We start from the raw sequence: 24,265 nt of genomic DNA on the forward strand, positions 1-24,265 counted from the left end.
AATCACCAACTGTTAAACATAGTATTTTACACATTAGTTCTTCTATGCACGCCGAATTGCATTTTTTATTTTATTTTAAGCATTTATTGTCTCTTTCTTCACGTCTGGTAAGCCTTTTAATAAATTTTCAGCAATCGTTAACCATTTTGATGTTTCTAATCCATTTATTTTCATACTAACTTTCAAGTGTGGTCCTTCCATTCCAAGTCCAATCATACGTCCAAATTTATTTCCAAGCATAAATAGTTTTCCACCATCAATATTTTGACTTGCTTGTTCCGAGAATAAGAATGTCACCTCAGACTTCGTTTGTTTAATTAATTCAATCTGCTCTTTCATTGCCAACACTTTAATATTTGCAATTTGTAATAAATATCCTACCTCTTGCGGATAATCACCAAATCGATCAATCATTTCTTCTTGTAATTCTTCAATATCTTCAAGTGTAGAAACACCTCTAAATTGTTTGTACATCATAATTTTTTGTTTACTATCTGATATATAGCTATCCGGTAAATATGCATCTACTTCTAAATCAATTTCAACATCAATTGTATTTTCAATGCCCTGTTTTCCTTTTCTTTGTTCAATGGCATCTTTTAACATTTGGGAATATAGATCAAATCCAACCGAATCAATAAATCCATGTTGTTCCGCTCCTAATAAATTCCCTGCACCACGAATAGATAAATCTCGCATTGCAATTTTGAAGCCTGATCCAAGCTCCGTAAATTCCTTAATTGCTTGCAGGCGCTTCTCAGCAACTTCAGATAACACTTTGTCGCGCTTGTATGCAAAATATGCATAAGCAACACGATTTGAACGACCAACTCGGCCACGAAGCTGATACAACTGTGATAATCCCATACGATCTGCATCATACACGATTAATGTATTTACATTGGGAATATCAACGCCCGTTTCAATAATTGTTGTACTTACTAGAACATCATATTGTCCCTCTAAAAATGACAACATGACAGATTCAAGTTCACTTTCATTCATTTTCCCATGTGCATATGTTACACGGGCCTCTGGAACTAACATAGAAATTTCATCTGCTTTTCTTTCAATATCCTCTACACGATTATATAAGAAGTAAATTTGACCACCTCGGGCAAGTTCTCTTTCTATCGCTTCCCGAATTAGTGCAGGGTTATATTCCACTACATACGTTTGTACTGGGAAACGATTTTCTGGCGGTGTTTCAATAACCGATAAATCCCGTACTCCAAGCATAGACATATGAAGTGTACGTGGAATTGGAGTTGCTGTTAACGTTAAAACATCAATATTTGCCTTCAATTGCTTAATTTTTTCCTTATGCGTAACACCAAATCGTTGTTCTTCATCAATAATAAGAAGGCCTAAGTCTTTATATGTTACATCTTTAGATAAGATACGATGTGTCCCAATAACAATATCGACAGTCCCATCTTTCAATCCTTTAATCGTTTCATTTTGTTCTTTACGAGTACGGAAACGACTTAATAACCCGATGTTAATCGGATAGTCTTGAAAACGCTCTCGAATTGTTTCATAGTGTTGTTGCGCAAGAATGGTTGTCGGTACTAAAATTGCAACCTGTTTTTCATCCATAATCGCTTTAAAGGCCGCCCTAATCGCTACTTCTGTCTTTCCATAACCAACATCACCACAAAGAAGACGATCCATTGGTCGACTGCGTTCCATATCTTTTTTAATCTCTTCAATGGAGCGCAATTGATCTTCTGTCTCTTGATATGGGAAAGAAGATTCAAACTCCCGTTGTTCTGCAGTATCTGGTGTAAACGCATATCCTTTTGACGCCTCACGTTCTGCATATAATTTAATCAAATCATCTGCAATATCTTGTACAGATTTTTCTACCTTTGTTTTCACCTTTTTCCAATCATTACCACCAAGTTTGTAAACTTTCGGGTCTTTACCTTCCGACCCTACATATTTTTGAACTTGATCAATTTGTTCAATTGGAACGTATAATTTATCATTTCCTTGATATTTAATATTTAAGTAATCTTTATGAACACCATTAATCTCTAGTGTTTCTATTCCTAAAAATTTACCAATACCATGGTTTACATGAACAACATAATCCCCAACTTTTAGTTCGGAATAGCTTTTAATTCGCTCGGCATTTGATAACTTTTGCTTGCGTCGCGACTTTTTCACCTTTTTATGGAACAGTTCTTTTTCTGTAATGACAACAAGCTTTTGCATCGGCATTTCAAATCCTGCATGTAAATCACCTACAGCAATTTGCAAACGTCCAGGAAGTAATATATCTGTCGATTCTATAATATCTGCCTCAATATCATAATCACTTAATATATGTTGTAATTTCTTGGCACGCTCTTCATCTGTTCCTAAGATAACTGTTGTAAATTGCCCCTCATTCCACCTATCAATTTCTGTTTTCAAGAGTTGCATTTGCCCATGAAAATCCTGCATTGTTTTACATGTCACATTGACAATATTTTGTGGGTGTGTATGTGCAATGTGACGTAAAAATAATGTTAAATACACAAAACTTCTTTTTTTATGGCGCAAAAATTCTTCAAAGGAATGAGAGAATACCAAGTCTTGAATAATAGCCCCTTCACTAAGAAGTGATGTATACCACTCTGCCTCTTCTGTCTCAAGATGCGATGCTGTCTCTTGAACGCGTGAAATTTCATCTAAAATAACTACACCGTTTTCAGGTAAATAATCTATTAGACTAGCAGGTTCCTTGTAGAAAATAGATAAATACTTAAACATTTGCTCTATATTTTGACCATTCTTTAATAACTCTATCTCATGACTAACCGTTTCTAATACTGCTGTCTTAATCTTGTCATCAGATAATTTTTGCATCGTCTTCATTAGCCCTTTTTCAAGATGCTCTATACCTACACGCAACTCTTCTGGTGAAAATACAAACTCCGTCGCTGGTCCAAACTTTACACTTTCTCTTTTATCTTGAGATCGTTGTTCTTCAACATCGAATAAGCGAATCGAATCAACCTCTGTATCAAAAAATTCAATACGAAACGGCAATTCCTCTGTTAAAGGATAAATATCCAATATTCCCCCGCGCAAGCTAAACTCTCCTGGAGCCTCTACCATTGATTTACGCTCATAACCAATATGATGTAAAGTATGAAGCAATGCATCTAAATCAACCTCTTGCCCTAGATTGATTTCAATTTGCTTTTGCTTCCATAACTCCTTCATAGGCAAAAATCTTCGTAATCCAGCAACAGGGGCAACAATGATACCATTCTCTCCCGCCGCTAAACGATTTAACACTTCAATTCGCTGTGCTTTCAGTTCAGGGCTGGCAACACCAACTTCTGATGCAATTAATTCATTCACAGGATACAGCCAGACGTCCTTTTCACCAAGTAATGATACTAAGTCTTCATAGATTTTTTGTGCTTGATATAAATTGTGTGTCACAACAAGTTGAGACTGCTTTGTCTTTTTATATAAAGCAGCCATTAATAAAGAACGGGAGGAAGTTGCCATCCCTGATACCAGTTGCTCTTTTAATCCTTCTTCTAAACCATTTATAATGGATTGAACCTCTTTATTTTTATAAAATTGCTCTAATAATCCTATCATTTTCAAAACTCCTCTCAACGCAAAGAGCAAGTTACTATATTTTTATGCAAATATTTCAGAAAAAGAAAATAGAAAAATGCTTTGGACACGCCAAAGCGATACGATTTATTGCAAAAACTTTTCATATTCATAATACTCAGGGTAAGATGCAAGTGTTTCTTGACATAATTCACAAATTGTTTTTATATATATATTTCCATTCTCATGAAAATGAATCATATTCAATCTTTCTTGCTCTGTCAGTTGAAACAAAACATCGCTGTATACTTTTTCTGCGGTAATGGAACCTACGTGACAACCACAATGCCCACAATAATAATGTCCGTCCATACTATCCTCCTAAAGGTACAATTACTACTAGTATGGATCAAAACATGATAAAATATTCCAATTTATAAAATTAGTTATTAAAATCGTTCATTACTTGAAGAAACGATTTGTTAAGCCACTCCTCACATGCATTAGCAGCTTTCTCAATAGCATGATTTACATCTACCATTTCTTCCGCTGTAAAACGTCCTAGCACATAGTCTACTACCTTCATTCCATTTTTAGGGCGATCAATTCCCATACGAATACGTTGGAACTCTTGTGTTCCTAAATGAGCGATTGTCGACTTTACTCCGTTATGACCACCCGCACTTCCTTTCATACGAAGGCGTAATTTCCCTACAGGAAGATCTAAATCATCATACATAATAATAAAGTCTTCTAAATCAATCTTATAATAATCCATAAGCGGACGGATGCTTTCTCCAGACAAATTCATATATGTAAGCGGCTTTAATAAAATCACTTTTTCGCCATTCACAAAACCTGCTCCAAACATCCCCTTAAACTTTTGTTCATTTAAAGAAATGTTCCATCGCTTCGCAAGTTCATCAATCGCCATAAATCCAATATTATGCCTTGTTAATTCATATTCTCTACCAGGGTTCCCAAGTCCTACTATTAATTTCATTCTTCCACCACTACTTTCTTTCTACGATACGAAAAGACGTAACCAAATTTGGTTACGTCTCATTCTATCCAATTAATTGAATAATACACTTACAGATTCTTCTTCGTACACACGAATGATTGCTTCTCCAATTAATGGAGCAACAGAAAGTTCGTGTACTTTGTCAATTTTCTTCTCTTCTGGTAATACGATAGAGTTCGTTACTACCAACTCTTTAATATTTGAATTTTCAATGCGCTCAATTGCTGGACCAGATAAAACTGGGTGTGTACAGCAAGCATATACTTCAGAAGCACCATTCTCAACAAGAGCGTTTGCTGCTAATGTAATTGTACCAGCTGTATCAATAATGTCATCAATTAAGATTGCTGTTTTTCCTTCGATATTACCGATAATGTTCATTACCTCAGCTACGTTCGGACGAGGACGACGCTTATCAATAATAGCGATTGGCGCTTTTAAGCGATCAGCCATTTTTCTTGCACGTGTTACACCACCATGGTCAGGAGACACAATTACGATATCTTTAAGACCTTTGGACTCAAAGTAATCAGAAAGAATTGGTACACCCATTAAGTGGTCAATTGGGATATCAAAGAATCCTTGAATTTGTGGAGCGTGTAAATCTAGAGTAATTACACGAGTTGCACCTGCTGTTTCAAGCAAGTTTGCTACAAGTTTCGATGTAATCGGTTCACGAGAACGTGCTTTACGATCCTGACGTGCATAACCATAGTAAGGAATTACAATATTAATTGTTTTTGCAGAGGCACGTTTTAATGCATCAATCATAATAAGTAGTTCCATGATATGTTCGTTTACTGGAAAACTTGTAGATTGAATAATGAATACATCACAACCACGAATACTTTCTTCAATGTTAATTTGAACTTCTCCATCGCTAAAACGGTCAACAGAACATTTCCCTAACTCAACTCCAATATGCTTTGCAATTTGCTCAGCAAGTTCCTTGTTAGAGTTTAAAGAGAATACTTTCAAATTAGAATTTAGATATTGAGTTGACATCTAGATTAACCCTCCACATTATGATTTTTTCTTATTCAGCAATTGATCAACATAATCTTCTTTGTTAACTTGACGCGCACGTGCAATTGATAATGCTTTTGATGGAACATTCTCTGTAATTGTAGAGCCTGCTGCCACATACGCACCATCTTCAACTGTTACAGGAGCAACAAGGTTTGAGTTACAACCAATAAATACGCCATCTCCAATAACTGTTTTGAATTTATTCTTGCCATCATAATTCACTGTAATTGAACCACAACCAAGATTCACGTTTTCTCCAATTTGTGCATCCCCGATATAACTTAAGTGTGAAGCTTTACTTCCATTACCAAAAACAGTTTTCTTGATTTCTACGAAATTTCCAACGCGTACTTCATTACCAATAACGGAATCTGGACGAATATGTGCAAATGGACCAACTGATACTTCTGTACCAATCTTGCTGTCATGCACAGTAGATTGACGAATTGTTGTACCGTCTCCAATTTCACTATCACGAATAACCGTATGTGGTCCAATTTCACAATCAGACCCAATTACAGTCTTGCCCTCAATAATTGTGCCTGGATGAATAACTGTATCACTACCAATAATTGCATCTGCAGAAATATATGTGTTACTTGGATCTATAATTGTAACACCATTTACCATGTTCTTATGATTGATACGATTCTTCATAATGACTTCCGCTTGCGATAGAGCGACTCTGTCGTTTACACCTAACGTTTCATCAAAATGCTCCGTTTGATAAGCCGATACAATATGCCCTTCACCTTTCAAAATTTCAATAACATCTGGAAGGTAGTATTCACCTTGTGCATTATCATTTGAAACTTTAGAAAGTGACGCAAATAGCGCTTTATTATCAAAACAATACGTACCTGTATTAATCTCTTTAATAGTTAGCTCTACTTCATTTGCATCTTTGTGCTCAACAATTTTTTCAACATGACCATTTTCATTACGAACAATACGACCATATCCAGCAGGCTCTTCTATGTATGCCGTTAGCACTGTAGCTTTAGCTCCTGCTTCCTCATGATGTTTTAACAATGCTTCCATTGTTTCTGCAGTTATAAGCGGCGTATCACCACAAATAACCAAAGTTGTTCCTTCTTCATTTGCAAGGATATCAGCAGCCCGATCGACAGCGTGTGCTGTACCAAGTTGTTCTGCTTGTAATGCAAATTCACTTACGTTTCCTAGTTGTTCTTGTACTTTTTCAGCACCATGTCCCACTACCGTCACAAGTTTCTGCAATCCTAATTGAGATACTTGATCCACTACATGCTGTACCATTGGTTTTCCGCATACAGGATGAAGCACTTTGTATAGCTTGGACTTCATACGCGTGCCCTTACCTGCAGCCAGAATCACTGCAAATCTGTTTGACATATAGACCCTCCATCGCAACCTATTTATCCATTAAAGATATTATCCTAAATCATTATATATTTCAAGAAACACAGCATAACTATTAAATTTTACCATAATTCTTATAAAATGGTTTACTCTTGCGTATCTTTTTTTAGAAATAAGCCATACTATTTTAATGGAGTCGAACTTTCTCCATCTTCTTTTCAGTTTGAGGAGGTAACCATCTCGGTTAAAATGGTAAAAAAAAACAAACCCCTGTAAACAATTACAGGAGTTTGTTACAAAATTATAGAGCTCTCATTTTATGAAAAGAGCCCTTTTTATTCGAATTTTACGAAGCTCCAGCTTCTTCAAACTCAACCTCTTCCAACTCGCCTAAACGGTGATACTCAGTTAAAACCGCATCTTGAATTTTTGAGCGTGTGTTAGAATTAATTGGATGAGCAATATCACGAAACTCTCCATCTGGAGTACGTTTACTTGGCATTGCTACAAATAATCCATTATTGCCATCAATTACACGAATATCATGAACAACAAACTCATGGTCTAGAGTAATAGAGGCAATCGCCCTCATACGGCCTTCTGTGTTTACGCGGCGTAATCTTACGTCAGTCACTTCCATCTTGTGTTCACCACCCTTTTCTAAATAAGCGATATGTTTGTATAAATTCCACAAATTTTCTATTTCTCCTCCAATTTTTTAAAAATTTTTAAGATAAAAATTTTTAAAAGAATGGAATATGAGGATTAACAATAGATATCGCTTACAACGATTTATTTCACAAGGGCAATTACTTCTATCTCGACAGAAACATCTTTCGGTAATTTCGCAACTTGTACACAAGAACGAGCTGGTTTATGCGTAGAAAAATAAGATGCATATACTTCATTCACATCATTAAAATCATCCATGTCTTTCAAAAATACAGTTGTTTTTACTACCGTATCCCATGATGCCCCAGCTTCTTCTAATACAGCTTGTAAATTTTGAAATACTTGTTCAGTTTGTACTTTTACATCTCCTGTTACAAGTTCCCCATTTGCCGTTAAGGGAATTTGACCTGAACTGTAAAACATATTGTTCACAACAATTCCTTGTGAATATGGTCCAATGGCTTGTGGCGCCTTATTTGTTTGAACAATTTTCATCACTTTTCACCCTTTAACTTTTTATTGTTATACAAATACCCTACCTACACAAATTCATGAGTCTATAAACAGAACGAAACTTGCTAGTAGGCGATAGAGCTTTAGTTATTACAGAAAGTCCTATCGCCTACTAGCATCTTTAACTATAAAAAAGATAAAGCCCTTTGCCTTACCTTTTTTATTCTGCTCCTACAAGTTCCTCATCAAATGGGACAAGTGAATAGTTTCCCTTCTCCACTTGAATTGTTTTTTCTTTAATATCTACTTCTGACAAACGAATCAATGAGACAAAATTATTAATGAGTCTTTCTTCGATGTCTGTAGATTCTACTAACACACCAATTCCGACTACATTCGCCTTAAACTCTTCTAACATGCTAATCATACCTTGAATCGTTCCGCCAGCTTTCATAAAGTCATCAATAATTAACACATTAGCTCCTTCTGGTAAGCTGCGTTTTGCTAATGTCATTGTTTGAATTCGCTTAGATGAACCTGATACGTAATTAATACTAACTGTCGGTCCTTCTGTTACCTTATTATCTTTCCTTGCAATGACTACCGGTACATCTAAATAGTTTGCTACTGCGTAAGCAAGTGGAATTCCCTTCGTTGCTACAGTCATAACTGCGTCGATAGGTTGTCTTGCAAAAACAGAAGCAAATAAACGCCCTGCGCCATTAATATGACGCGGATTACTCAAAAGATCAGTCATATATAAGTATCCACCTGGTAAAATACGATCTGGATTCTCAAATAAACTACATAGTTCACTAATAACCAGATTCGCCTCTTCTTCACTTATATATGGAATATATTTCACTCCTCCTGCTGCTCCTGGTATCGTTTGCAATGTGCCGACCCCTTGCTGTTCAAACGTTTGCTTAATAATAACTAAATCTTCACTAATAGAAGATTTAGCGGATTGATACCGTTCAGCAAAAAAAGTGAGAGAAACTAGCTGACGAGGATTTTGTAGCAAATAATAAGTCATATCGACTAATCTTGTACTTCGTCTAATTTTCACACTCTCACCTCAAATCACGAATATTCTAAACAAATAATAACGTATTATACGCCTTTATTCAAGCGTTTCTCGCTCTCCTAATAGGCGTACAGCATATACCTGTTCACAAAACCCTTTTAATCCATTATAGATACGATGCATTCTCGAATCATGATGCACAAGTCCAAACACCGTTGGACCACTGCCGCTCATTAAAACCGCATCTGCCCCAAATCGCTTCATCCGTGTTTTAATACGTGCAACTTCAGGATGCATTGCAAATGTCACATCCTCCAATACGTTGCCAACAGCATTACAAATCCCCTGATAATCACCACGATTAATCGCTTCGGCCATTTGATCGACGTCAGGGTGTGTAACACGATTCAACTTTAAATTTCCATATACGTCAGCAGTCGACACACCGATATGCGGCTTCGCTAAAATAACCCAGCAAGATGGAGGTGTTTTTATATGTTCAATCTTCTCTCCTCTTCCTGTTGCAATTGCCGTTCCTCCATACACACAAAAAGATACATCGGATCCAATCTCTGCGCCAAGTTCCGCTAGTTCATCCATTGTAAGTCCTAAATTCCATAGTTTATTAAGGCCACGTAATGTAGCAGCTGCATCGCTGCTTCCACCTGCTAACCCTGCTGCCACCGGAATTGTTTTTTCAATCGCAATAGATACACCTTGTTTTACCTGATATTTTTCTTTTAATAATTTTGCTGCCTGATAAGCCAAGTTACGTTGGTCGTCTGGGACATATCGATTATGAGACACGATTTCAATACGATCTTCCGTTAACTCTGTTAGCTCTAAACGATCGGCTAAATCGATTGTTGTCATAATCATTTTTACTTCATGATAGCCGTCTTGTCTTTTTCCCAGTACATCTAACGACAAATTAATCTTTGCTGGTGCTTTCACTAGTAGCTTCAATCTATTCACCCACTCTATGTACTCAATCTTTTATCGTTTATTTTACCATAAATTTATAGTAAGACGATGACACTTCCCTAATTATAACGAAAAGCATGTAGAATGAAACTACTTATGCAAAATGATGACACCTTTTGGCGTGCAAAAAGCCGAGGATTTTCACCTCGGCTACCGCAGCATAGGAATATGTTACAACTACTGATTTTGTTTCATTAATTGCTTCTCAGCAATTTCAATAGCCCGTTTCACCATATTACCAGCATCTTTCGCACGAATTCCGCCCCATCCTTCTTTCTGAACAACATCGTAAAATCCAAGCTCTTTTGCCAGCTCTTCTTTAAATCGATTTGACATGACTCCTCTTCGTCTACTCAATGCAAATTACCTCCTTATTTTGCTACGGTATAGTTAGTATGCAAAAACATAAAACGTTTCATTTGTGGGAAAATATGTAACACGTCATATAATTAACCTAAAAACACCTCATTATGAGGGTCATCATAAAATGTTAATTCCACTGTTTCTGTTAAAATATCTGCATAACTATAGGAAACACGCTGTAATGTATCTTCTTGTTGATCGAGCTGCACAACAAACACAGAACGATATGTCTCTGCTAATACACCCGATTGCTCTACCGTTTTTCTTCTACCACTATTCGCCTTTAACATAAGACGCTTTCCAAGATGATGATCTAATTCGTTTTTAATTTCATCTAAACGTTTTGCCATATGCTTAGCTACACCTCGCTGTAATTTAGAGTGAATACTTAAGAACACATGATCCCTCTATCCTAATGATACAGTGCAACTTTAATGAGTGGGGGCTTTCTTCATCCCCACTCATTATAAGCTCTCACCAATCGGGCTGTTACAGGCAGTAAGGATCCCACCTATCTTCCTTGCTTCTCTCTGGATCTTGAGGTAGGATTGCCCATTCATGCTGGATAAATTACACGAACAAGTCCTATTATTAGCTGCGCTTACTGCCTTTGAATAGATAGAAGAAGTACTATATTGTAAAAGTATTATTTATAGTTTGTTCGTTCCTATCTTCTTTTATCCAAACACCCATAAAACATTAAGTATAGATATATAATTATAGGCATTATATTCCACCTACTAAAAAAGCAAGATACCTATGTACCTTGCTTACTCATCATAATATTGAAATGGTAGCCCTGTTCGTAAAATACCTCGCGTTTCAACGCCACCAAGACCTTTTTCACCAGTAATTGTATTACGCACAACATCCCATACGTTTACACGTTCCATAAAAGAAGTAAAACTAACTTTTCCTACTACATATACAGGATCCAAAGCATGAATATTAATACGGGAAGGAGAACTAGCAAAATTAGCACCTGCTCGAATTAAAGCTTCAAAGTGTGATTGACACGCTCCCGCAAAAATAACAAGCTGATCTAATGATGGATATTTTTTTCTTACTTCACGAACTGCCTGTACAAAGTGTCTAGAATGCCTGTAGGCTGCTAAATCTCCCATTACCCCTTTTGACTTTGTATACGCATCATGACCTGTTATGACTAAAATATCTGGTCGAAAATGATTGATTAAATCCACTACCTTTTCATGCATTTCTGTTTCCTTACAATGAATTCCTTGCACTGGAACTCCTATCTTTGTATATAAATCTAAACATTTCCGTAAATATAATGGATCCCCATCTATATGCAGTACCCTTCCCGGCATTTGAAAGTAACTCACCTCATTCGTATAGCCACCTGTGGAAGTATGTTCATGCCGCTCTTTCATGAGTACATAATCTTGTTGAAATAGACGATATGTGCGCTCCATCTTCTCCTTTTCGCGCTTTTCTCTTTTTTTATACTCACGCTGATTAATAATAATTAAATCCTCAAGTGGAGCGTCCGCAACAAGCCTAACTTCTTCTCCAAATAAAATTGCCATTTCTCCTTTTATCTCTATAATACGAAAAAGTATATCCCGATTATACGATTGTCGTTCTACTAAATCTCCAACATGTACAGCCATTCTCCTACCTCCAAACTCATTAGGCCATCTCACTAACCATCTTCTGTTCATAACCTATGAGCTTAGGAGAGGAAAGGTGACAAAAAGGACAGCTCTATTTAAGCTGTCCTTTATTATTTATTTAAATTTTTATCCGCTATTTTATAGTAGCTGGTTAGTGCGAGCTCCTAGTCAGCGAAGGGTAACGCTCCACACTGATTCATACTTTACTTCATCTTATGAGGAACGAGCGCATTACTTAACATTGCAAATTCTTCAATGGATAACGTTTCACCTCGACGTTTCGGATCAATTCCTATCTCTGTTAAAATTCGCTCTAACAATTCTTTATCTTTCGGAAAATCATTTAAGTTATTTGATAAATTATTCATTAATGTTTTACGGCGTTGTGCAAAGCTTGCTCGTACTACCTCAAAGAAAAACTTTTCGTCTATTACTTCTACAATTGGCTTCGGACGTTTTAAAAGACGAATAACGGCTGAATCCACATTTGGTTGTGGAACAAATACCGTACGCGGAACTGTCATAACTGTCTCTACTTCTGTATAATATTGAATTGCAATGGATAAAGAACCATAATCTTTTGTTCCCGGCTTAGCAGCCAAACGATCTCCTACCTCTTTTTGCATCATCACTACAAACCCACGAACAGGGAGCTTTTCTTCAAGCAATTTGAACAAAATTGGCGTTGTCACGTAATATGGTAAATTAGCTACCACCATTACGTCTTGTCCTTCTTCGAATTGTTCTTGAAATACTTCGTGCACATTTGCTTTTAAAACATCTTTATTAATAATCGTCACATTATCATATGGGGCTAACGTCTCATCTAAAATGGGTAATAGTCTTTGATCAATTTCAAAAGCTACTACTTTTTCGGCACGTTTCGCTAATTGCTCTGTTAAAGCTCCAATACCAGGACCAATTTCAATAGCTCCGCCTTTAGGGCCGATCTCTGCATAATCAACAATGCGATTTAATACATTTGTATCAATTAGGAAATTTTGTCCCAAACTTTTTTTAAATGAAAATCCGTACTTTTCAACAATATCTTTTGTACGATTTGGCGTTGCGATATCCTTCATTTCTTTTCCTCCTGTAATACTTGCTTATAAGCTGTTGCAAATGCCTCCTTAGAAACTTGAAACATTTGTAACCGTTTATGTAACTGCTTCGCATTTGTATAACCAATCTTTAATAGCTTACCCATTCTTTCCCGACGACTTTTTGCCATCTCTCCGCCCACTAGGCCAGCATCAACTAGATCGCTCCAACTAATTTCACTTGTGTAATCTTCCATTTCTTCATGAACATTTTCTAATGCACGGCGAATAGATTCATTAGAAGCATGCTCAATACCGACACCTTTTTTTCTCTTAGCCAGTGCTTCCTCTTTTGGTAAAAAAGCATGCTTACAGCCCGGTACTTTTTCAGATAAGATTTTTCGAATACGCTCTCCAGGATAATCTGGATCAGTAAAAATAATAACGCCCCGTTTTTGTTGCGCTAATTTCACTTGTTCAATAACATGACTACCAATTGCTGAACCGTTCGTTTCAATTGTATCTGCATCTACAGCGCGTTTAATGGCAACTGTATCATCTTTACCTTCTACAACGATAATCTCTTTTATTTTCATGACTGCCTCCACACTCATTTCGTCTCTACTTAGTAAAACAAAAAAACGGATACTTTTCCATTATTATTTTCACATTCACACAATTAAAAAAAGGAAAAGAATGGGTAATCTGTACCCTTTGTAAAGGACATTTTAGGGCACCCCCATTCTTTTTTTATTTCACACCAAACAAAGCCTTTGCATTCTCCGTTGTTATTTTTGCAACTTCATCATATGAAATACCTTTTAGATTTGCAATTTCTTCTGCTACAAGCTTAACATAGCTTGGTTCATTTCGCTTTCCACGGAACGGATGTGGTGTTAAATATGGACAATCTGTTTCTATTAATAATTTTTCCATTGGAATTTCCGTAGCTACTTCCTTCGGTTTTTTTGCATTTTTGAATGTTACTGGCCCTCCTAATGAAATGAGGAAATTCATATCAATGCATTGCTTTGCTACTTCTACACTTCCACTAAAACAATGCATAATGCCTCCTACTTCAGCTGCATTCTCCTCTTGTAAAATATCGACAATGTCTTGTGTCGCTTCACGATTATGAATAATAATTGGTAATTTTACTTTCTTAGCTAATTGAATCTGTTTGCGGAATACTTCTTTTTGCACTTCTTTCGGAGACTTGTCCCAATGATAATCTAGTCCCATTTCACCAAGGGCAACTACTTTCGGATGAGCAGCTAACTCTTCTAACCAAACGATATGCTCTTCCTTCATATCAATTGCATCAACAGGATGCCAACCAACTGCTGCATAAATAAAGTCATATGTTTCTGCAAGTTCAATTGCCTTCTTTATCGTTACTTCATCAAAACCAACAACAACTGTATACGCTACCCCAGCCTCTTTCATCCTAGCAATAACTTCCTGTAAGTCTTCCTCAAATTGCTCTGCGTTTAAATGTGAATGCGTATCAAACAACATGTCAAATAACTCCTTTTATTTAAAATAAATGCTACTAAAAAACACTTTCTAACGATAGAATGCCGGTAATATTACAATATAAGTCAAAAGTGAAATCCTTAGTAAGAAAAAAGATGCTTCACGAATGTTACACGTGAAACACCTCTTTTTTTGTCATAATTACTTGATTTTTGTACCATTTGGTAAGTTTTGATCAACTGTTGCTAACGATAGGACACCGTCTTCTTCACCCGCTAAAATCATACCTTGTGATAATTCACCACGTAATTTCACTGGTTTTAAATTCGTTACACAAATAACTTTTTTACCTTTTAAGTCTTCTGGTGTATAGAATTTCGCAATTCCAGATACAACTTGACGTTTTTCTGTCCCTAAATCCAATTGGATTTTTAGTAATTTATCTGCTTTTTTCACCGGTTCTGCTTCGATTACTTCTGCCACACGCAATTCTACTTTAAAGAAATCATCAATCGTAATTTCTTCTGCTTTCGGTTCTTCTTTCTTCTCTTCAACTTTAGGAGCAGAACCCTTCATTTGTTCTTTAATATAAGCAACTTCTACTTCTACTTCTAAACGTGGGAAAATTGGTTGTCCTTTTACAACTTTTGTACCAGTTGGGATACATCCAATTGTAGAAAGACTCTCCCAAGATTGATATGCCTCATCAGTAATACCAAGTTGTTCAAAGATTTTACCTGATGTTGTTGTTAAGAATGGCATAAGCATGATACTTGTTTGACGTAACATTTCTGCTAAATGTGCCATAACAGATGCCAGTTTCTCTCGATCTTTCTCATCTTTTGCTAATACCCATGGCTGTGTTTCATCGATATATTTATTCGTACGACTAATGAATTGCCAAATAGAACTTAATGCTACCGAGAATTCCATATTTTCCATTGCTTCTTCTACTTTTTGTAATGTATCGGTTGCAAAATTTACTAACGCTTCGTCAAATTCTGTGACCTTTTCTTTAAATGCAGGGATTTGACCGTCAAAGTACTTATCGATCATTGCAACTGTACGATTTAATAAGTTCCCTAAGTCATTTGCAAGGTCAAAGTTAATCCTTTCAACAAAACCTTCCGGTGTAAATACACCATCTGATCCAAATGGAACTTCGCGAAGTAAGTAATAACGTAATGCATCTAATCCATAACGATCAATTAATGTAACAGGATCAACGACATTCCCTTTCGATTTGCTCATTTTTCCATCTTTCATTAAAATCCAGCCATGAGCAAATACTTTCTTCGGAAGTGGTAAATCTAGTGCCATTAAAATAATTGGCCAATAAATTGTGTGGAAACGAACAATTTCTTTTCCTACTAAATGAACATCTGCTGGCCAAAACTTTTTATACTTCTCTGCATTTTCTGTTCCATATCCTAATGCTGTAATATAATTTGATAATGCATCTACCCATACGTAAATAACATGTTTGGGATTTCCTGGGACACGAATTCCCCAGTCAAATGAAGTACGTGAAACAGCTAAATCTTCTAATCCTGGTTTAATGAAGTTATTAATCATTTCATTTTTACGTGATTCTGGCTGAATGAAATGAGGATTCTCTTCATAGAACTTTAATAGTCGATCTACATATTTACCCATTCTAAAGAAATAGGATGCTTCACGAACAAGTTCTACAGCATGTCCACTATCAGGGCTTTTTCCCCCAACTACTTTACCATTTTCCATAATTGGATCAACTAATTGATGTTCCGTATAGAATGTTTCATCCTGTACAGAGTACCATCCTTCGTATTCATCTAAGTAAATATCACCTTGATCAACTAATTGTTTGAAAATCTTTTCTACTACTTCTTTATGACGATCTTCTGTTGTGCGAATAAAATCATCATAAGAAATATCCATTTTATTCCATAAATCTTTAATTCCCGCAACAATGTCATCAACATAAGCTTGTGGTGTTACTTGTAACTCTTCTGCTTTCTTTTGAATCTTTTGTCCATGTTCATCAGTACCTGTTAAGTAATGAACATCATACCCTTGCATGCGTTTGTAGCGTGCCATTGCATCTCCTGCTACTGTTGTATAAGCATGTCCAATATGGAGCTTTCCGCTTGGGTAATAAATTGGAGTAGTAATATAAAAGGATTTTTTTTCCTCTGTCATTATTTTGAACCTCCCAAATGACCTCATATGTATTTATAAACAGTATATCAAAAACTGACGCATAAAAACGAATTAATGCTCGATATCTTTATCATCTATTACTCATATTTCACGAAAATATACAAAAAGGAGAAGAAATATCATCATTATGGAACTTCCCCTATCTTCTATTCGCTTAGAGGCGAGAGTTTTTCAGCTAAGATGATAAAATACTTGCGCAAATATTGTCGATTCTATTATAAATAAGAAGTATAAAAAATCTAGAATTTAAGAATTGACGGAAATGTAAATGATTGGTATCATATGTTCATAGGGTATTTTGTCGAAAAATGACGAATTAAAATATAGACTCGAAAAATTACAAACTATGAGGAGGATAACGAATATGAAATCTACTGGTATTGTTCGTAAAGTTGATGAATTAGGCCGCGTGGTAATTCCGATCGAACTACGTCGTACATTAGGTATTGCAGAAAAGGATGCTCTTGAAATTTACGTGGATGACGAAAAAATCATCCTAAAAAAATACAAACCAAACATGACTTGCCAAGTAACTGGTGAAGTATCAGATCATAACTTATCTTTAGCTGACGGTAAAATTATCTTAAGCAAAGAAGGCGCTGAGCAAATCTTAAACGAATTACAACACTACATTCAATCAGCAAAATAAGCTTCTCAATTATGAGAAGCTTATTTTTTATCAATATGATAGATTTGATAGACATCTCGTTTCGATAGGTTTCGATCTTTTGCAACTTTTTTTATTGCATCCTTTGAGGACATTCCTTGCTCGTTTATATACTGTTCAATATGATCATATACTGAAATAGTTTCCCACCATTCCACCTCAGAAACAGCTTCCTCTTTTGATCCAGATACTAATATACAAAATTCGCCACGTACTTCATTCTTCCTTGTCCATTCGATCGCCTCTTCAATTGATCCTCGAATAAACTCTTCAAATTTCTTTGTTAATTCTCGGCATAATACAATTTCCCTATTACCGAATACTTCTTTCATAGAAAGCAACGTATCGTCTAATCGATGCGGTGCTTCATAGAACATCATCGTAGTTGAAACATACCGTAGTTTCTCTAATTCTGCTTTACGTTCTTTTTTATTTCTTTGTAAAAATCCATAGAAATAAAAATGTTTCGTTTCTAATCCTGATGCAATGAGTGCTGTAAGAGCAGCATTTGCTCCCGGAAGTGGAATAACGTGATATTGTTTTCCCACAGCCTCTACTACAACATCATATCCTGGATCAGAAATACAAGGCATACCAGCATCGCTTACAAGAGCTATTGTCTTTCCCTCTTCTAGCTTAGCTAAAATCTTTTGACCACTTACTTCTTTATTATGTTCATGATAGCTCATAACTGGCGTTTCAATTTCAAAATAGTTACAAAGCTTTTTCGTCTGCCTTGTATCTTCAGCAGCAATAATATCAGCCTCTTTCAATATTCGAACCGCTCGAAATGTCATATCTTCTAAATTGCCAATTGGAGTTGGTACTAAGTATAAAACTCCCTCTTCAGTCTGTTGAAAGCTTTTTTGCTGCCACATAACGTTCTCCTTTTTGCATATATTCTTCTTTGTCTTTCCTCTTTAACTGCTTAAAATAATATTCAGCTTGCATAGCTGTTCGTTTTTCTTCATGAACTTCGAGATATTTCAATACAACTGGAAGCCTAGTACGCGTATATTTAGCTCCCTTTCCATTGTTATGAGTTTGAATTCGCTTTTCTATATGATTTGTATAACCTGCATAATAGCTACCGTCTGAACATTCCACTACATAAAAATAATGTTTATTCTTCTCCATACAAAATGCTGCGCATCTCCTTCGTATATTCATTGTTCTCATCATATACAAAAAGCGGTGGTAAAATCTTCAGATCAGCGCTACCATCCTTAATTCCTTCAATTAATAATGTATTTGCTTCCTTACCTGCTTTTGGATATACAAATTGTACACGTTTTGGCTCAATTTTATATTTCCTCATTAACGTTATAATATCGAGCAATCGACCTGGTCGATGTACAAAAGCTACTTTTCCGCCTTGTTTCACCAATTGACTACTAGCACGTACCACATCTTCTAATGTACACATAATTTCATGCCGTGCGATTGCTAAATGTTCATTTATATTTTTCTCCGATGATTTTGGTGTTTGAAAATAAGGAGGATTGCACGTAACAACATCATATTGATGATGCCCTAATGTTTGCGGCATATCCTTTAAATCCCCATGAATTAAATGAATTCTTTCTTCTAAACGATTGTATTGAACACTTCTTATTCCCATATCATATAATCGCTCTTGAATTTCTACACCAGTGATTTTCCCTTTTGTTCTTTTACTTAATAACAGTGGAATGACTGCATTCCCCGTACATAAATCAAGCAAATTTCCTCTTTGAATCGGAACCCAAACGAAATTTGCAAGTAACACTGCATCTAAAGAAAAATTAAATACAGACGGACTTTGAATAATTTTCATCTCTTCAGTTAGTAAGTAATCTAAACGCTCATCTCCATATAACTCCATATATGATATCCTTTCTTTCAATTAACCTATCCTACTTCATTATCCATTAACGTAAAATTAAAGTTTATTTTGTCCAATCTTACGCTCATGTATAAAAAATTACCTTTCCAATACATTGGAAAGGTAATTTTATTTTTTATTTAAAAATGACAGACAGAATAAACAATCTCCCTCTTTACGTACACTTCCATAATGTAAATTACAAATGTGAAACCCCTCTTGATACAAGCGAGCTAAATTATCATATCCTTCGCCAATATCTGTTTTAGGTTTTACTTCTTTACGTTTTTGAGTTTTTTGCTTTTCCTTAGTCTGCGCTTCCTCAAAACGACGTCGCAAATTCTCATTTTCCATTTTAATATGTTGGTTTTCTTCCAATAACTCGGCAAGATGTTGTTTTAATTCTCCCAACTGCTTATATAAATGTCCAATTTGCTCTTCCATACTAGAAACCGCTCCAAAAATATCTTTTTTCTCCACAAGCACCCACCTCGTTAATCTGTGGTTTGACTCGAAACGACCCCTTCATTTATTAATTCATCTAACGTATATTCAACTATCCGTTCCTTGTCTACTAGTTCCACCTGTATTAATCTTTCTAAAATATTTAATCCGATGACACGTCCAAGACCATTTGGTGTTTGTATGCGCTGATCTAAATCAGGAAGTTGCTCCTTTGCCGCCTCATATTCATCATTCTCATATTTTAAGCAACACATTAAACGACCGCATAAACCTGAAATTTTCGTAGGATTTAATGATAAATTTTGATCCTTAGCCATCTTAATAGATACAGGTTCAAAATCTCCTAAAAAAGTAGAACAACAAAGCATACGACCACATGGCCCAATACCGCCTAGCATTTTAGCTTCATCTCGAACACCAATTTGTCTTAATTCAATTCTTGTTCGGAAGATTGCTGCTAAGTCTTTTACAAGCTCACGGAAATCAATTCGCCCATCCGCTGTAAAATAGAAAATAATCTTATTGCGATCAAACGTATACTCTACGTCTACCAATTTCATATCAAGGTTGTGGTCCGCCACCTTTTGTTGACAAACTTGATATGCTTCTTTTGCAGCATGCTTGTTCTCTTCAACAATGATCCGATCATTTTCATTTGCAATGCGAATAACTTTCTTTAGTGGTAATACAACATCATTTTCATCTACTTGTTTTTTTGTAATAACCACTTTCCCATATTCAATCCCTCTTACAGTTTCTACGATTACAAACTCATTTTCCGAAATATCGAATTGATTGGGATCAAAGTAATATACCTTTCCGGCCTTCTTAAAGCGAACACCTACTACATCATACAAAACGGTCATCCCTCCTGTAACCGCAACACTAACTGCTCGAATACAAGCTGCGCATTTACATTAGCGTTGATTCTATTTTTTGCCTCTAATATATATAAAAGGGCTGATACAATGCGCTTCTGAGCATAAGAGAAAGTTGCAAACATCTCCTTCTGCTCTTGAAAAACGAGACGATCTTCCTCTCCTAGCTGAACATATAATAAATCCTTATAAATAAGGAGTAGCATATCTAAACCTAGTTGTAATTGTTCCTTCTCTCCAAAGTGTTTCCCCCATTTTTCTTGTACAAAAAAAAGAGAGGTTTTATCTTTTTCGAGCGCTTCACATAATTTTATCACTAAAGTTCGTGCTTGTGCAAACCATTCATCATTGCACAGAGATAATGCTTCTTCAAAACTATTCGTAATTTGAGCTGCAAGAGTAGATAAGGAAACCGTTATTCCTTCATCCTGTAATCTCTTAATTAAAGATGCTGTAGGAAGTGACCGAAAAGTCACTACTTGGCAGCGAGATAAGATTGTATTTAATATTTGATGACTTTGTTCCGTAAGCAAAATTGCAGTCGTATCACTACTTGGTTCTTCTAAAAACTTTAATAGAGTATTGGCAGCATTGGCTGTCATTCGGTCTGCATGCTCAATAATATATATCTTCTTATTTGCTTCTAAACCTGTTTTTGAAAACTCTTCTTGTAAGTCATGGATTTGTTGTTTTTTAATAGAAAGTCCATCTGGCTTTACAAGATGTAAATTAGGATGATTCCCCGAATCAATCCGACGACAATTGATACATGTATGACATGGTTCTACACCACTTCTTTGCATACAAAGAAAACTTTTTGCCATTTGAATTGCCGTTGCAAACTTTCCAGTTCCTTTCGCGCCTTCTAACAAATAAGCATGGGATATACGCTCTTTTGCAATACTATTGATTAACATCTTTACACCGATGGGTTGTATAGCAGAAAGCTGCTCCCACGTCTTCGTCATAATGCATACCTCACTTATCCTATACTTTCCTTCTATTATAACAATTTACTTTCTATAAGCTGAATAACTTCTTCTACTACATTCTCCATTGGCTGATCTGCATTCACTACTACAATGCGATCTTTGAACCGTTCTACAATTTGTAGATAGCCCTCACGTACAAGACGATGAAATGCAATACTTTCCATATCTAAACGATTCACTTCTCTTGCAGCATCTTTTTCAATACGTGCCAAACCAACTTCTGGCGCAATATCTAAATAAATTGTTAAGCTCGGCATACAGTCTTCTGTAGCAAAGCGATTCATTTCATATACTTTATCAATCCCTAATCCTCTTGCATATCCTTGATAAGCAAGAGAGCTGTCAATAAAACGATCACACAATACAAGCTGATCTGCCTCTAATGCTGGCATAACTTTTTCTACTAAATGTTGCCTCCTTGCTGCTGCATATAATAAAGCCTCTGTACGAGCTTCCATCGTTGTATACTCTTTTTTATGTAAAATCGTTCGAATTTCTTCTGAAATAGCAATTCCACCTGGTTCTCTTGTTGCAATTACTTTCTGTCCCTTATTTTCAAAATATGGTAATAACTTTGTAATTAATGTTGATTTTCCTGACCCTTCTGGTCCTTCAATTGTTACAAATAATCCCTTCATCCTAAAACCTACTTTCTCTCTATAACATATACCTTTATATACGCTGGATTCCCTTGAAAACGAGCTCCAGTTCTTTCTAAATGGGCCATCTCTCTTATATGCTCTAAGCGAATTGTTTCCCCATACATAATCAGTGGTATTCCAGGTGGATATGGAATAACCATCTCTGCTGCTATCATACCAACAGCTTCTTCTATAGGTACTCGTTTCGTCTCATATTCCTCTAAATGTTTATATGTAAACGGTAAAGGAGAAATCCCTCCTTTATAAGTATAACGAATAGAAGGTCTCTTGTCTGTTATCTTATAATGGCTTAGCAGTGATCGCATGGTTTCTATTCCTTTCATGTATTTCTCATTTACTTGTAACGGTAACATAAACAGTACGTTATACGGATCTGCCATTTCTGCATATATACCAGCCTGTTCAAACAGGGACTGTAATTCATACCCAGACAATTGACAACGACTTTGTACAGTAACCTTGAGTTCATCCTGTAATGGATATTGCAAAATCTTTATTTGCGGAATAGAATGTAATGCCTCTTTAAATTGATTGATGAACTCAATAATGGAATGATAACCCTTTTCTTTCATATTTGCTAATGCAAAACGAGCGATATCCAAAGAAGCCATAATTGGATAGGATGGGCTACTAGATTGTAACATATTTAAATAACGAAAAACTTTCTCTCCATTTATTAAATCACTATTTATATGTAAATAAGACCCCATCGTCATTGCAGGTAATGTTTTATGTGCAGACTGCACTACAATGTCCGCACCATACGCGACCGCTGATTGAGGAAATGGTTCCCCCAAACAAAAATGTGCCCCATGTGCCTCATCTACTAATACAGGTATTTGATGCTGATGCGCATAGGCGATACTTTCTTTTAAATTGACGCCCATACCATAATAATTAGGGTGTGTTAAAATAAGTGCTTTAGCATTTGGATACTGGTCAATAGCCTTTTTTATGGTTTCATTATGGACGCCAACAGGCACATGATATACCTCATCAATCCACGGGTCTAAAAATACTGGATTAGCACCTGCTAACTTTAAAGCATTTATAATGGATTTATGACAATTTCTTTGTACAAGAACAATGTCCTCTTCCCCGCAGCAAGATAAAACCATTGCTAAATTTCCAACTGTAGAGCCATTAACTAAAAAGTAACTTTTCTGCACTTCATATACATCAGCCAGCAATCGTTGTGCCTCGTCTATACATTCAGAGGGACTATGTAAATCATCTAATCCTGTTAATTCAGTTACATCAATAGAAAGTATATCTTTAAAGCTGTCGATCGCTTCTTTAGGGAAATTCAAACCATTTTTATGACCTGGAACATGTAAAGATAACGGTTGTTGTTGTTTAAAGCGTACTAATGCTTCATATAACGGTATTTGATTTTGATTCATATGTACCTCTTCCTAACTTTTCTTTCTCCATCTATTATACTCAAACCAAAAAAAATAATAGGCATATGCCTATTTAAAAATATGATACTTCTATTTTCTTTAATTGTTTCAAATAATATATATATTTTGGATCATTTGTCTCAGTATTCACCATATCCTTTTCACATTCATCACAAATGAAACGATCTTGAACATATATCCCTTCATTTCTTTTATGCTCACATATAATGCAAATTTCATTTAGCGGTTCCATACTTTATCCTCCTTCCAATTCAACTGAATATATTTTACATTTCTATTCCTTAACACTTTTCAGAAAAATATACGCCCTTTTGTTATATATAATATGAAGTGCTTCTAGGCAATGTGTTTGTATTTCATACAATGCTGAAAAACTTCTGCTATGTTTTTCTCAAATTCCTTTTTAAAACAAAAAACACGAATCGATTGATTCGTGTTTAAATTGCTTGGCGACGTCCTACTCTCACAGGGGCAAGGCCCCAACTACCATCGGCGCTAGAG

The 24,265-nt window shown here is 35.8% G+C and carries 26 protein-coding genes; 1 reads left to right on the top strand and 25 read right to left on the bottom strand.

Annotated elements, in window-relative coordinates; genetic code table 11:
* Positions 1-75: 75 nt before the first annotated feature.
* The 16 genes from mfd to metG form a co-directional block, all read right to left on the bottom strand.
* Complete coding sequence (mfd, locus tag MR056_RS19525) at positions 76-3,606, bottom strand: transcription-repair coupling factor (protein ID WP_011983192.1); 3,531 nt, start codon at positions 3,604-3,606, stop codon at positions 76-78.
* Positions 3,607-3,711: 105 nt separating this feature from the next.
* Entirely contained in the window at positions 3,712-3,936 is a 225-nt protein-coding gene (locus MR056_RS19530) for an anti-sigma-F factor Fin (RefSeq protein ID WP_011983191.1), read from the bottom strand.
* Between the two features lie 70 nt (positions 3,937-4,006).
* Entirely contained in the window at positions 4,007-4,567 is a 561-nt protein-coding gene (gene pth / locus MR056_RS19535; protein WP_011983190.1) for an aminoacyl-tRNA hydrolase, read from the bottom strand.
* Between the two features lie 72 nt (positions 4,568-4,639).
* Positions 4,640-5,593 (bottom strand): ribose-phosphate diphosphokinase, encoded by a 954-nt coding sequence (locus tag MR056_RS19540; protein ID WP_011983189.1) that lies wholly within the window; start codon positions 5,591-5,593, stop codon positions 4,640-4,642.
* A gap of 18 nt (positions 5,594-5,611) precedes the next feature.
* Complete coding sequence (glmU, locus tag MR056_RS19545) at positions 5,612-6,991, bottom strand: bifunctional UDP-N-acetylglucosamine diphosphorylase/glucosamine-1-phosphate N-acetyltransferase GlmU (protein ID WP_011983188.1); 1,380 nt, start codon at positions 6,989-6,991, stop codon at positions 5,612-5,614.
* A gap of 313 nt (positions 6,992-7,304) precedes the next feature.
* Positions 7,305-7,598, bottom strand: a complete 294-nt coding sequence (gene spoVG / locus MR056_RS19550) for a septation regulator SpoVG (protein WP_000454042.1) — start codon at positions 7,596-7,598, stop codon at positions 7,305-7,307.
* Positions 7,599-7,750: 152 nt separating this feature from the next.
* A complete protein-coding gene (locus tag MR056_RS19555) occupies positions 7,751-8,125 on the bottom strand; it encodes a RidA family protein (RefSeq protein ID WP_011983187.1) in 375 nt (124 codons plus the stop codon).
* A gap of 178 nt (positions 8,126-8,303) precedes the next feature.
* Positions 8,304-9,152 (bottom strand): pur operon repressor, encoded by an 849-nt coding sequence (gene purR / locus MR056_RS19560; protein ID WP_011983186.1) that lies wholly within the window; start codon positions 9,150-9,152, stop codon positions 8,304-8,306.
* Positions 9,153-9,206: 54 nt separating this feature from the next.
* Positions 9,207-10,076, bottom strand: a complete 870-nt coding sequence (gene ispE, locus MR056_RS19565) for a 4-(cytidine 5'-diphospho)-2-C-methyl-D-erythritol kinase (protein ID WP_140388372.1) — start codon at positions 10,074-10,076, stop codon at positions 9,207-9,209.
* Positions 10,077-10,271: 195 nt separating this feature from the next.
* Complete coding sequence (gene sspF / locus MR056_RS19570) at positions 10,272-10,451, bottom strand: acid-soluble spore protein SspF (RefSeq protein ID WP_011983184.1); 180 nt, start codon at positions 10,449-10,451, stop codon at positions 10,272-10,274.
* A 92-nt stretch (positions 10,452-10,543) separates the two neighbouring features.
* Positions 10,544-10,807 carry a biofilm formation stimulator Veg gene (gene veg / locus MR056_RS19575; RefSeq protein WP_087097521.1) on the bottom strand — a complete coding sequence of 88 codons (264 nt, stop codon included), beginning with the start codon at positions 10,805-10,807 and terminating at the stop codon, positions 10,544-10,546.
* Positions 10,808-11,227: 420 nt separating this feature from the next.
* Positions 11,228-12,091, bottom strand: a complete 864-nt coding sequence (gene yabG / locus MR056_RS19580) for a sporulation peptidase YabG (RefSeq protein WP_011983182.1) — start codon at positions 12,089-12,091, stop codon at positions 11,228-11,230.
* A gap of 206 nt (positions 12,092-12,297) precedes the next feature.
* The gene (rsmA, locus tag MR056_RS19585) at positions 12,298-13,176 is read right to left on the bottom strand and encodes a 16S rRNA (adenine(1518)-N(6)/adenine(1519)-N(6))-dimethyltransferase RsmA (RefSeq protein WP_087097518.1); all 879 of its coding nucleotides are present in this window, start codon (positions 13,174-13,176) and stop codon (positions 12,298-12,300) included.
* Positions 13,173-13,730 carry a ribonuclease M5 gene (gene rnmV, locus MR056_RS19590; RefSeq protein WP_011983180.1) on the bottom strand — a complete coding sequence of 186 codons (558 nt, stop codon included), beginning with the start codon at positions 13,728-13,730 and terminating at the stop codon, positions 13,173-13,175. The genes rsmA and rnmV overlap by 4 nt, the downstream gene beginning before the upstream one ends.
* A 154-nt stretch (positions 13,731-13,884) precedes the next feature.
* A complete protein-coding gene (locus MR056_RS19595; RefSeq protein ID WP_087097516.1) occupies positions 13,885-14,652 on the bottom strand; it encodes a TatD family hydrolase in 768 nt (255 codons plus the stop codon).
* 159 nt (positions 14,653-14,811) lie between these two features.
* Entirely contained in the window at positions 14,812-16,791 is a 1,980-nt protein-coding gene (metG, locus tag MR056_RS19600) for a methionine--tRNA ligase (protein ID WP_011983178.1), read from the bottom strand.
* A gap of 385 nt (positions 16,792-17,176) precedes the next feature.
* Between metG and MR056_RS19605 the strand changes: the two genes are divergently transcribed.
* The gene (locus MR056_RS19605; RefSeq protein ID WP_011983177.1) at positions 17,177-17,461 is read left to right on the top strand and encodes an AbrB/MazE/SpoVT family DNA-binding domain-containing protein; all 285 of its coding nucleotides are present in this window, start codon (positions 17,177-17,179) and stop codon (positions 17,459-17,461) included.
* Positions 17,462-17,481: 20 nt separating this feature from the next.
* Here MR056_RS19605 and rsmI read toward each other — a convergent pair whose 3' ends face one another.
* The 9 genes from rsmI to MR056_RS19650 form a co-directional block, all read right to left on the bottom strand.
* Positions 17,482-18,357, bottom strand: coding sequence for a 16S rRNA (cytidine(1402)-2'-O)-methyltransferase (gene rsmI, locus MR056_RS19610; protein WP_087097512.1), 876 nt, complete (start codon positions 18,355-18,357; stop codon positions 17,482-17,484).
* Positions 18,326-18,616 (bottom strand): GIY-YIG nuclease family protein, encoded by a 291-nt coding sequence (locus MR056_RS19615; protein ID WP_087097511.1) that lies wholly within the window; start codon positions 18,614-18,616, stop codon positions 18,326-18,328. The genes rsmI and MR056_RS19615 overlap by 32 nt, the downstream gene beginning before the upstream one ends.
* Complete coding sequence (locus MR056_RS19620; protein ID WP_087097509.1) at positions 18,603-19,343, bottom strand: tRNA1(Val) (adenine(37)-N6)-methyltransferase; 741 nt, start codon at positions 19,341-19,343, stop codon at positions 18,603-18,605. Before MR056_RS19620 ends, MR056_RS19615 begins: the two co-directional genes overlap by 14 nt.
* Before the next feature lie 129 nt (positions 19,344-19,472).
* On the bottom strand, positions 19,473-19,823 hold the full coding sequence (gene yabA / locus MR056_RS19625; RefSeq protein WP_011983173.1) for a DNA replication initiation control protein YabA: 351 nt from the start codon (positions 19,821-19,823) through the stop codon (positions 19,473-19,475).
* Positions 19,824-19,837: 14 nt separating this feature from the next.
* Entirely contained in the window at positions 19,838-20,665 is an 828-nt protein-coding gene (locus MR056_RS19630) for a PSP1 domain-containing protein (RefSeq protein WP_140388370.1), read from the bottom strand.
* 5 nt (positions 20,666-20,670) lie between these two features.
* Positions 20,671-21,654 (bottom strand): DNA polymerase III subunit delta', encoded by a 984-nt coding sequence (holB, locus tag MR056_RS19635; RefSeq protein WP_011983171.1) that lies wholly within the window; start codon positions 21,652-21,654, stop codon positions 20,671-20,673.
* A 35-nt stretch (positions 21,655-21,689) separates the two neighbouring features.
* A complete protein-coding gene (gene tmk / locus MR056_RS19640; protein ID WP_011983170.1) occupies positions 21,690-22,316 on the bottom strand; it encodes a dTMP kinase in 627 nt (208 codons plus the stop codon).
* Positions 22,317-22,324: 8 nt separating this feature from the next.
* A complete protein-coding gene (locus MR056_RS19645) occupies positions 22,325-23,743 on the bottom strand; it encodes an aminotransferase class I/II-fold pyridoxal phosphate-dependent enzyme (protein WP_087097505.1) in 1,419 nt (472 codons plus the stop codon).
* A 73-nt stretch (positions 23,744-23,816) separates the two neighbouring features.
* A complete protein-coding gene (locus tag MR056_RS19650; protein ID WP_011983168.1) occupies positions 23,817-23,996 on the bottom strand; it encodes a sigma factor G inhibitor Gin in 180 nt (59 codons plus the stop codon).
* Positions 23,997-24,265: the final 269 nt, after the last annotated feature.

It is taken from the genome of Bacillus cereus group sp. BfR-BA-01360 (assembly GCF_022663595.1).
Taxonomy (GTDB): Bacteria; Bacillota; Bacilli; order Bacillales; family Bacillaceae_G; genus Bacillus_A; species Bacillus_A cytotoxicus.

What these genes read in the sequence shown, in the direction of transcription:
- mfd (WP_011983192.1), bottom strand. Translation starts at nt 3,606, where the DNA reads ATGATAGGATTATTAGAGCAATTTTATAAAAATAAAGAGGTTCAATCC.
- MR056_RS19530 (WP_011983191.1), bottom strand. Translation starts at nt 3,936, where the DNA reads ATGGACGGACATTATTATTGTGGGCATTGTGGTTGTCACGTAGGTTCC.
- pth (WP_011983190.1), bottom strand. Translation starts at nt 4,567, where the DNA reads ATGAAATTAATAGTAGGACTTGGGAACCCTGGTAGAGAATATGAATTA.
- MR056_RS19540 (WP_011983189.1), bottom strand. Translation starts at nt 5,593, where the DNA reads ATGTCAACTCAATATCTAAATTCTAATTTGAAAGTATTCTCTTTAAAC.
- glmU (WP_011983188.1), bottom strand. Translation starts at nt 6,991, where the DNA reads ATGTCAAACAGATTTGCAGTGATTCTGGCTGCAGGTAAGGGCACGCGT.
- spoVG (WP_000454042.1), bottom strand. Translation starts at nt 7,598, where the DNA reads ATGGAAGTGACTGACGTAAGATTACGCCGCGTAAACACAGAAGGCCGT.
- MR056_RS19555 (WP_011983187.1), bottom strand. Translation starts at nt 8,125, where the DNA reads ATGAAAATTGTTCAAACAAATAAGGCGCCACAAGCCATTGGACCATAT.
- veg (WP_087097521.1), bottom strand. Translation starts at nt 10,807, where the DNA reads ATGGCAAAACGTTTAGATGAAATTAAAAACGAATTAGATCATCATCTT.
- yabG (WP_011983182.1), bottom strand. Translation starts at nt 12,091, where the DNA reads ATGGCTGTACATGTTGGAGATTTAGTAGAACGACAATCGTATAATCGG.
- rsmA (WP_087097518.1), bottom strand. Translation starts at nt 13,176, where the DNA reads ATGAAGGATATCGCAACGCCAAATCGTACAAAAGATATTGTTGAAAAG.
- rnmV (WP_011983180.1), bottom strand. Translation starts at nt 13,730, where the DNA reads ATGAAAATAAAAGAGATTATCGTTGTAGAAGGTAAAGATGATACAGTT.
- MR056_RS19595 (WP_087097516.1), bottom strand. Translation starts at nt 14,652, where the DNA reads ATGTTGTTTGATACGCATTCACATTTAAACGCAGAGCAATTTGAGGAA.
- metG (WP_011983178.1), bottom strand. Translation starts at nt 16,791, where the DNA reads ATGACAGAGGAAAAAAAATCCTTTTATATTACTACTCCAATTTATTAC.
- MR056_RS19605 (WP_011983177.1), top strand. Translation starts at nt 17,177, where the DNA reads ATGAAATCTACTGGTATTGTTCGTAAAGTTGATGAATTAGGCCGCGTG.
- rsmI (WP_087097512.1), bottom strand. Translation starts at nt 18,357, where the DNA reads ATGTGGCAGCAAAAAAGCTTTCAACAGACTGAAGAGGGAGTTTTATAC.
- MR056_RS19615 (WP_087097511.1), bottom strand. Translation starts at nt 18,616, where the DNA reads ATGGAGAAGAATAAACATTATTTTTATGTAGTGGAATGTTCAGACGGT.
- MR056_RS19620 (WP_087097509.1), bottom strand. Translation starts at nt 19,343, where the DNA reads ATGGAGTTATATGGAGATGAGCGTTTAGATTACTTACTAACTGAAGAG.
- holB (WP_011983171.1), bottom strand. Translation starts at nt 21,654, where the DNA reads ATGACGAAGACGTGGGAGCAGCTTTCTGCTATACAACCCATCGGTGTA.
- tmk (WP_011983170.1), bottom strand. Translation starts at nt 22,316, where the DNA reads ATGAAGGGATTATTTGTAACAATTGAAGGACCAGAAGGGTCAGGAAAA.
- MR056_RS19645 (WP_087097505.1), bottom strand. Translation starts at nt 23,743, where the DNA reads ATGAATCAAAATCAAATACCGTTATATGAAGCATTAGTACGCTTTAAA.
- MR056_RS19650 (WP_011983168.1), bottom strand. Translation starts at nt 23,996, where the DNA reads ATGGAACCGCTAAATGAAATTTGCATTATATGTGAGCATAAAAGAAAT.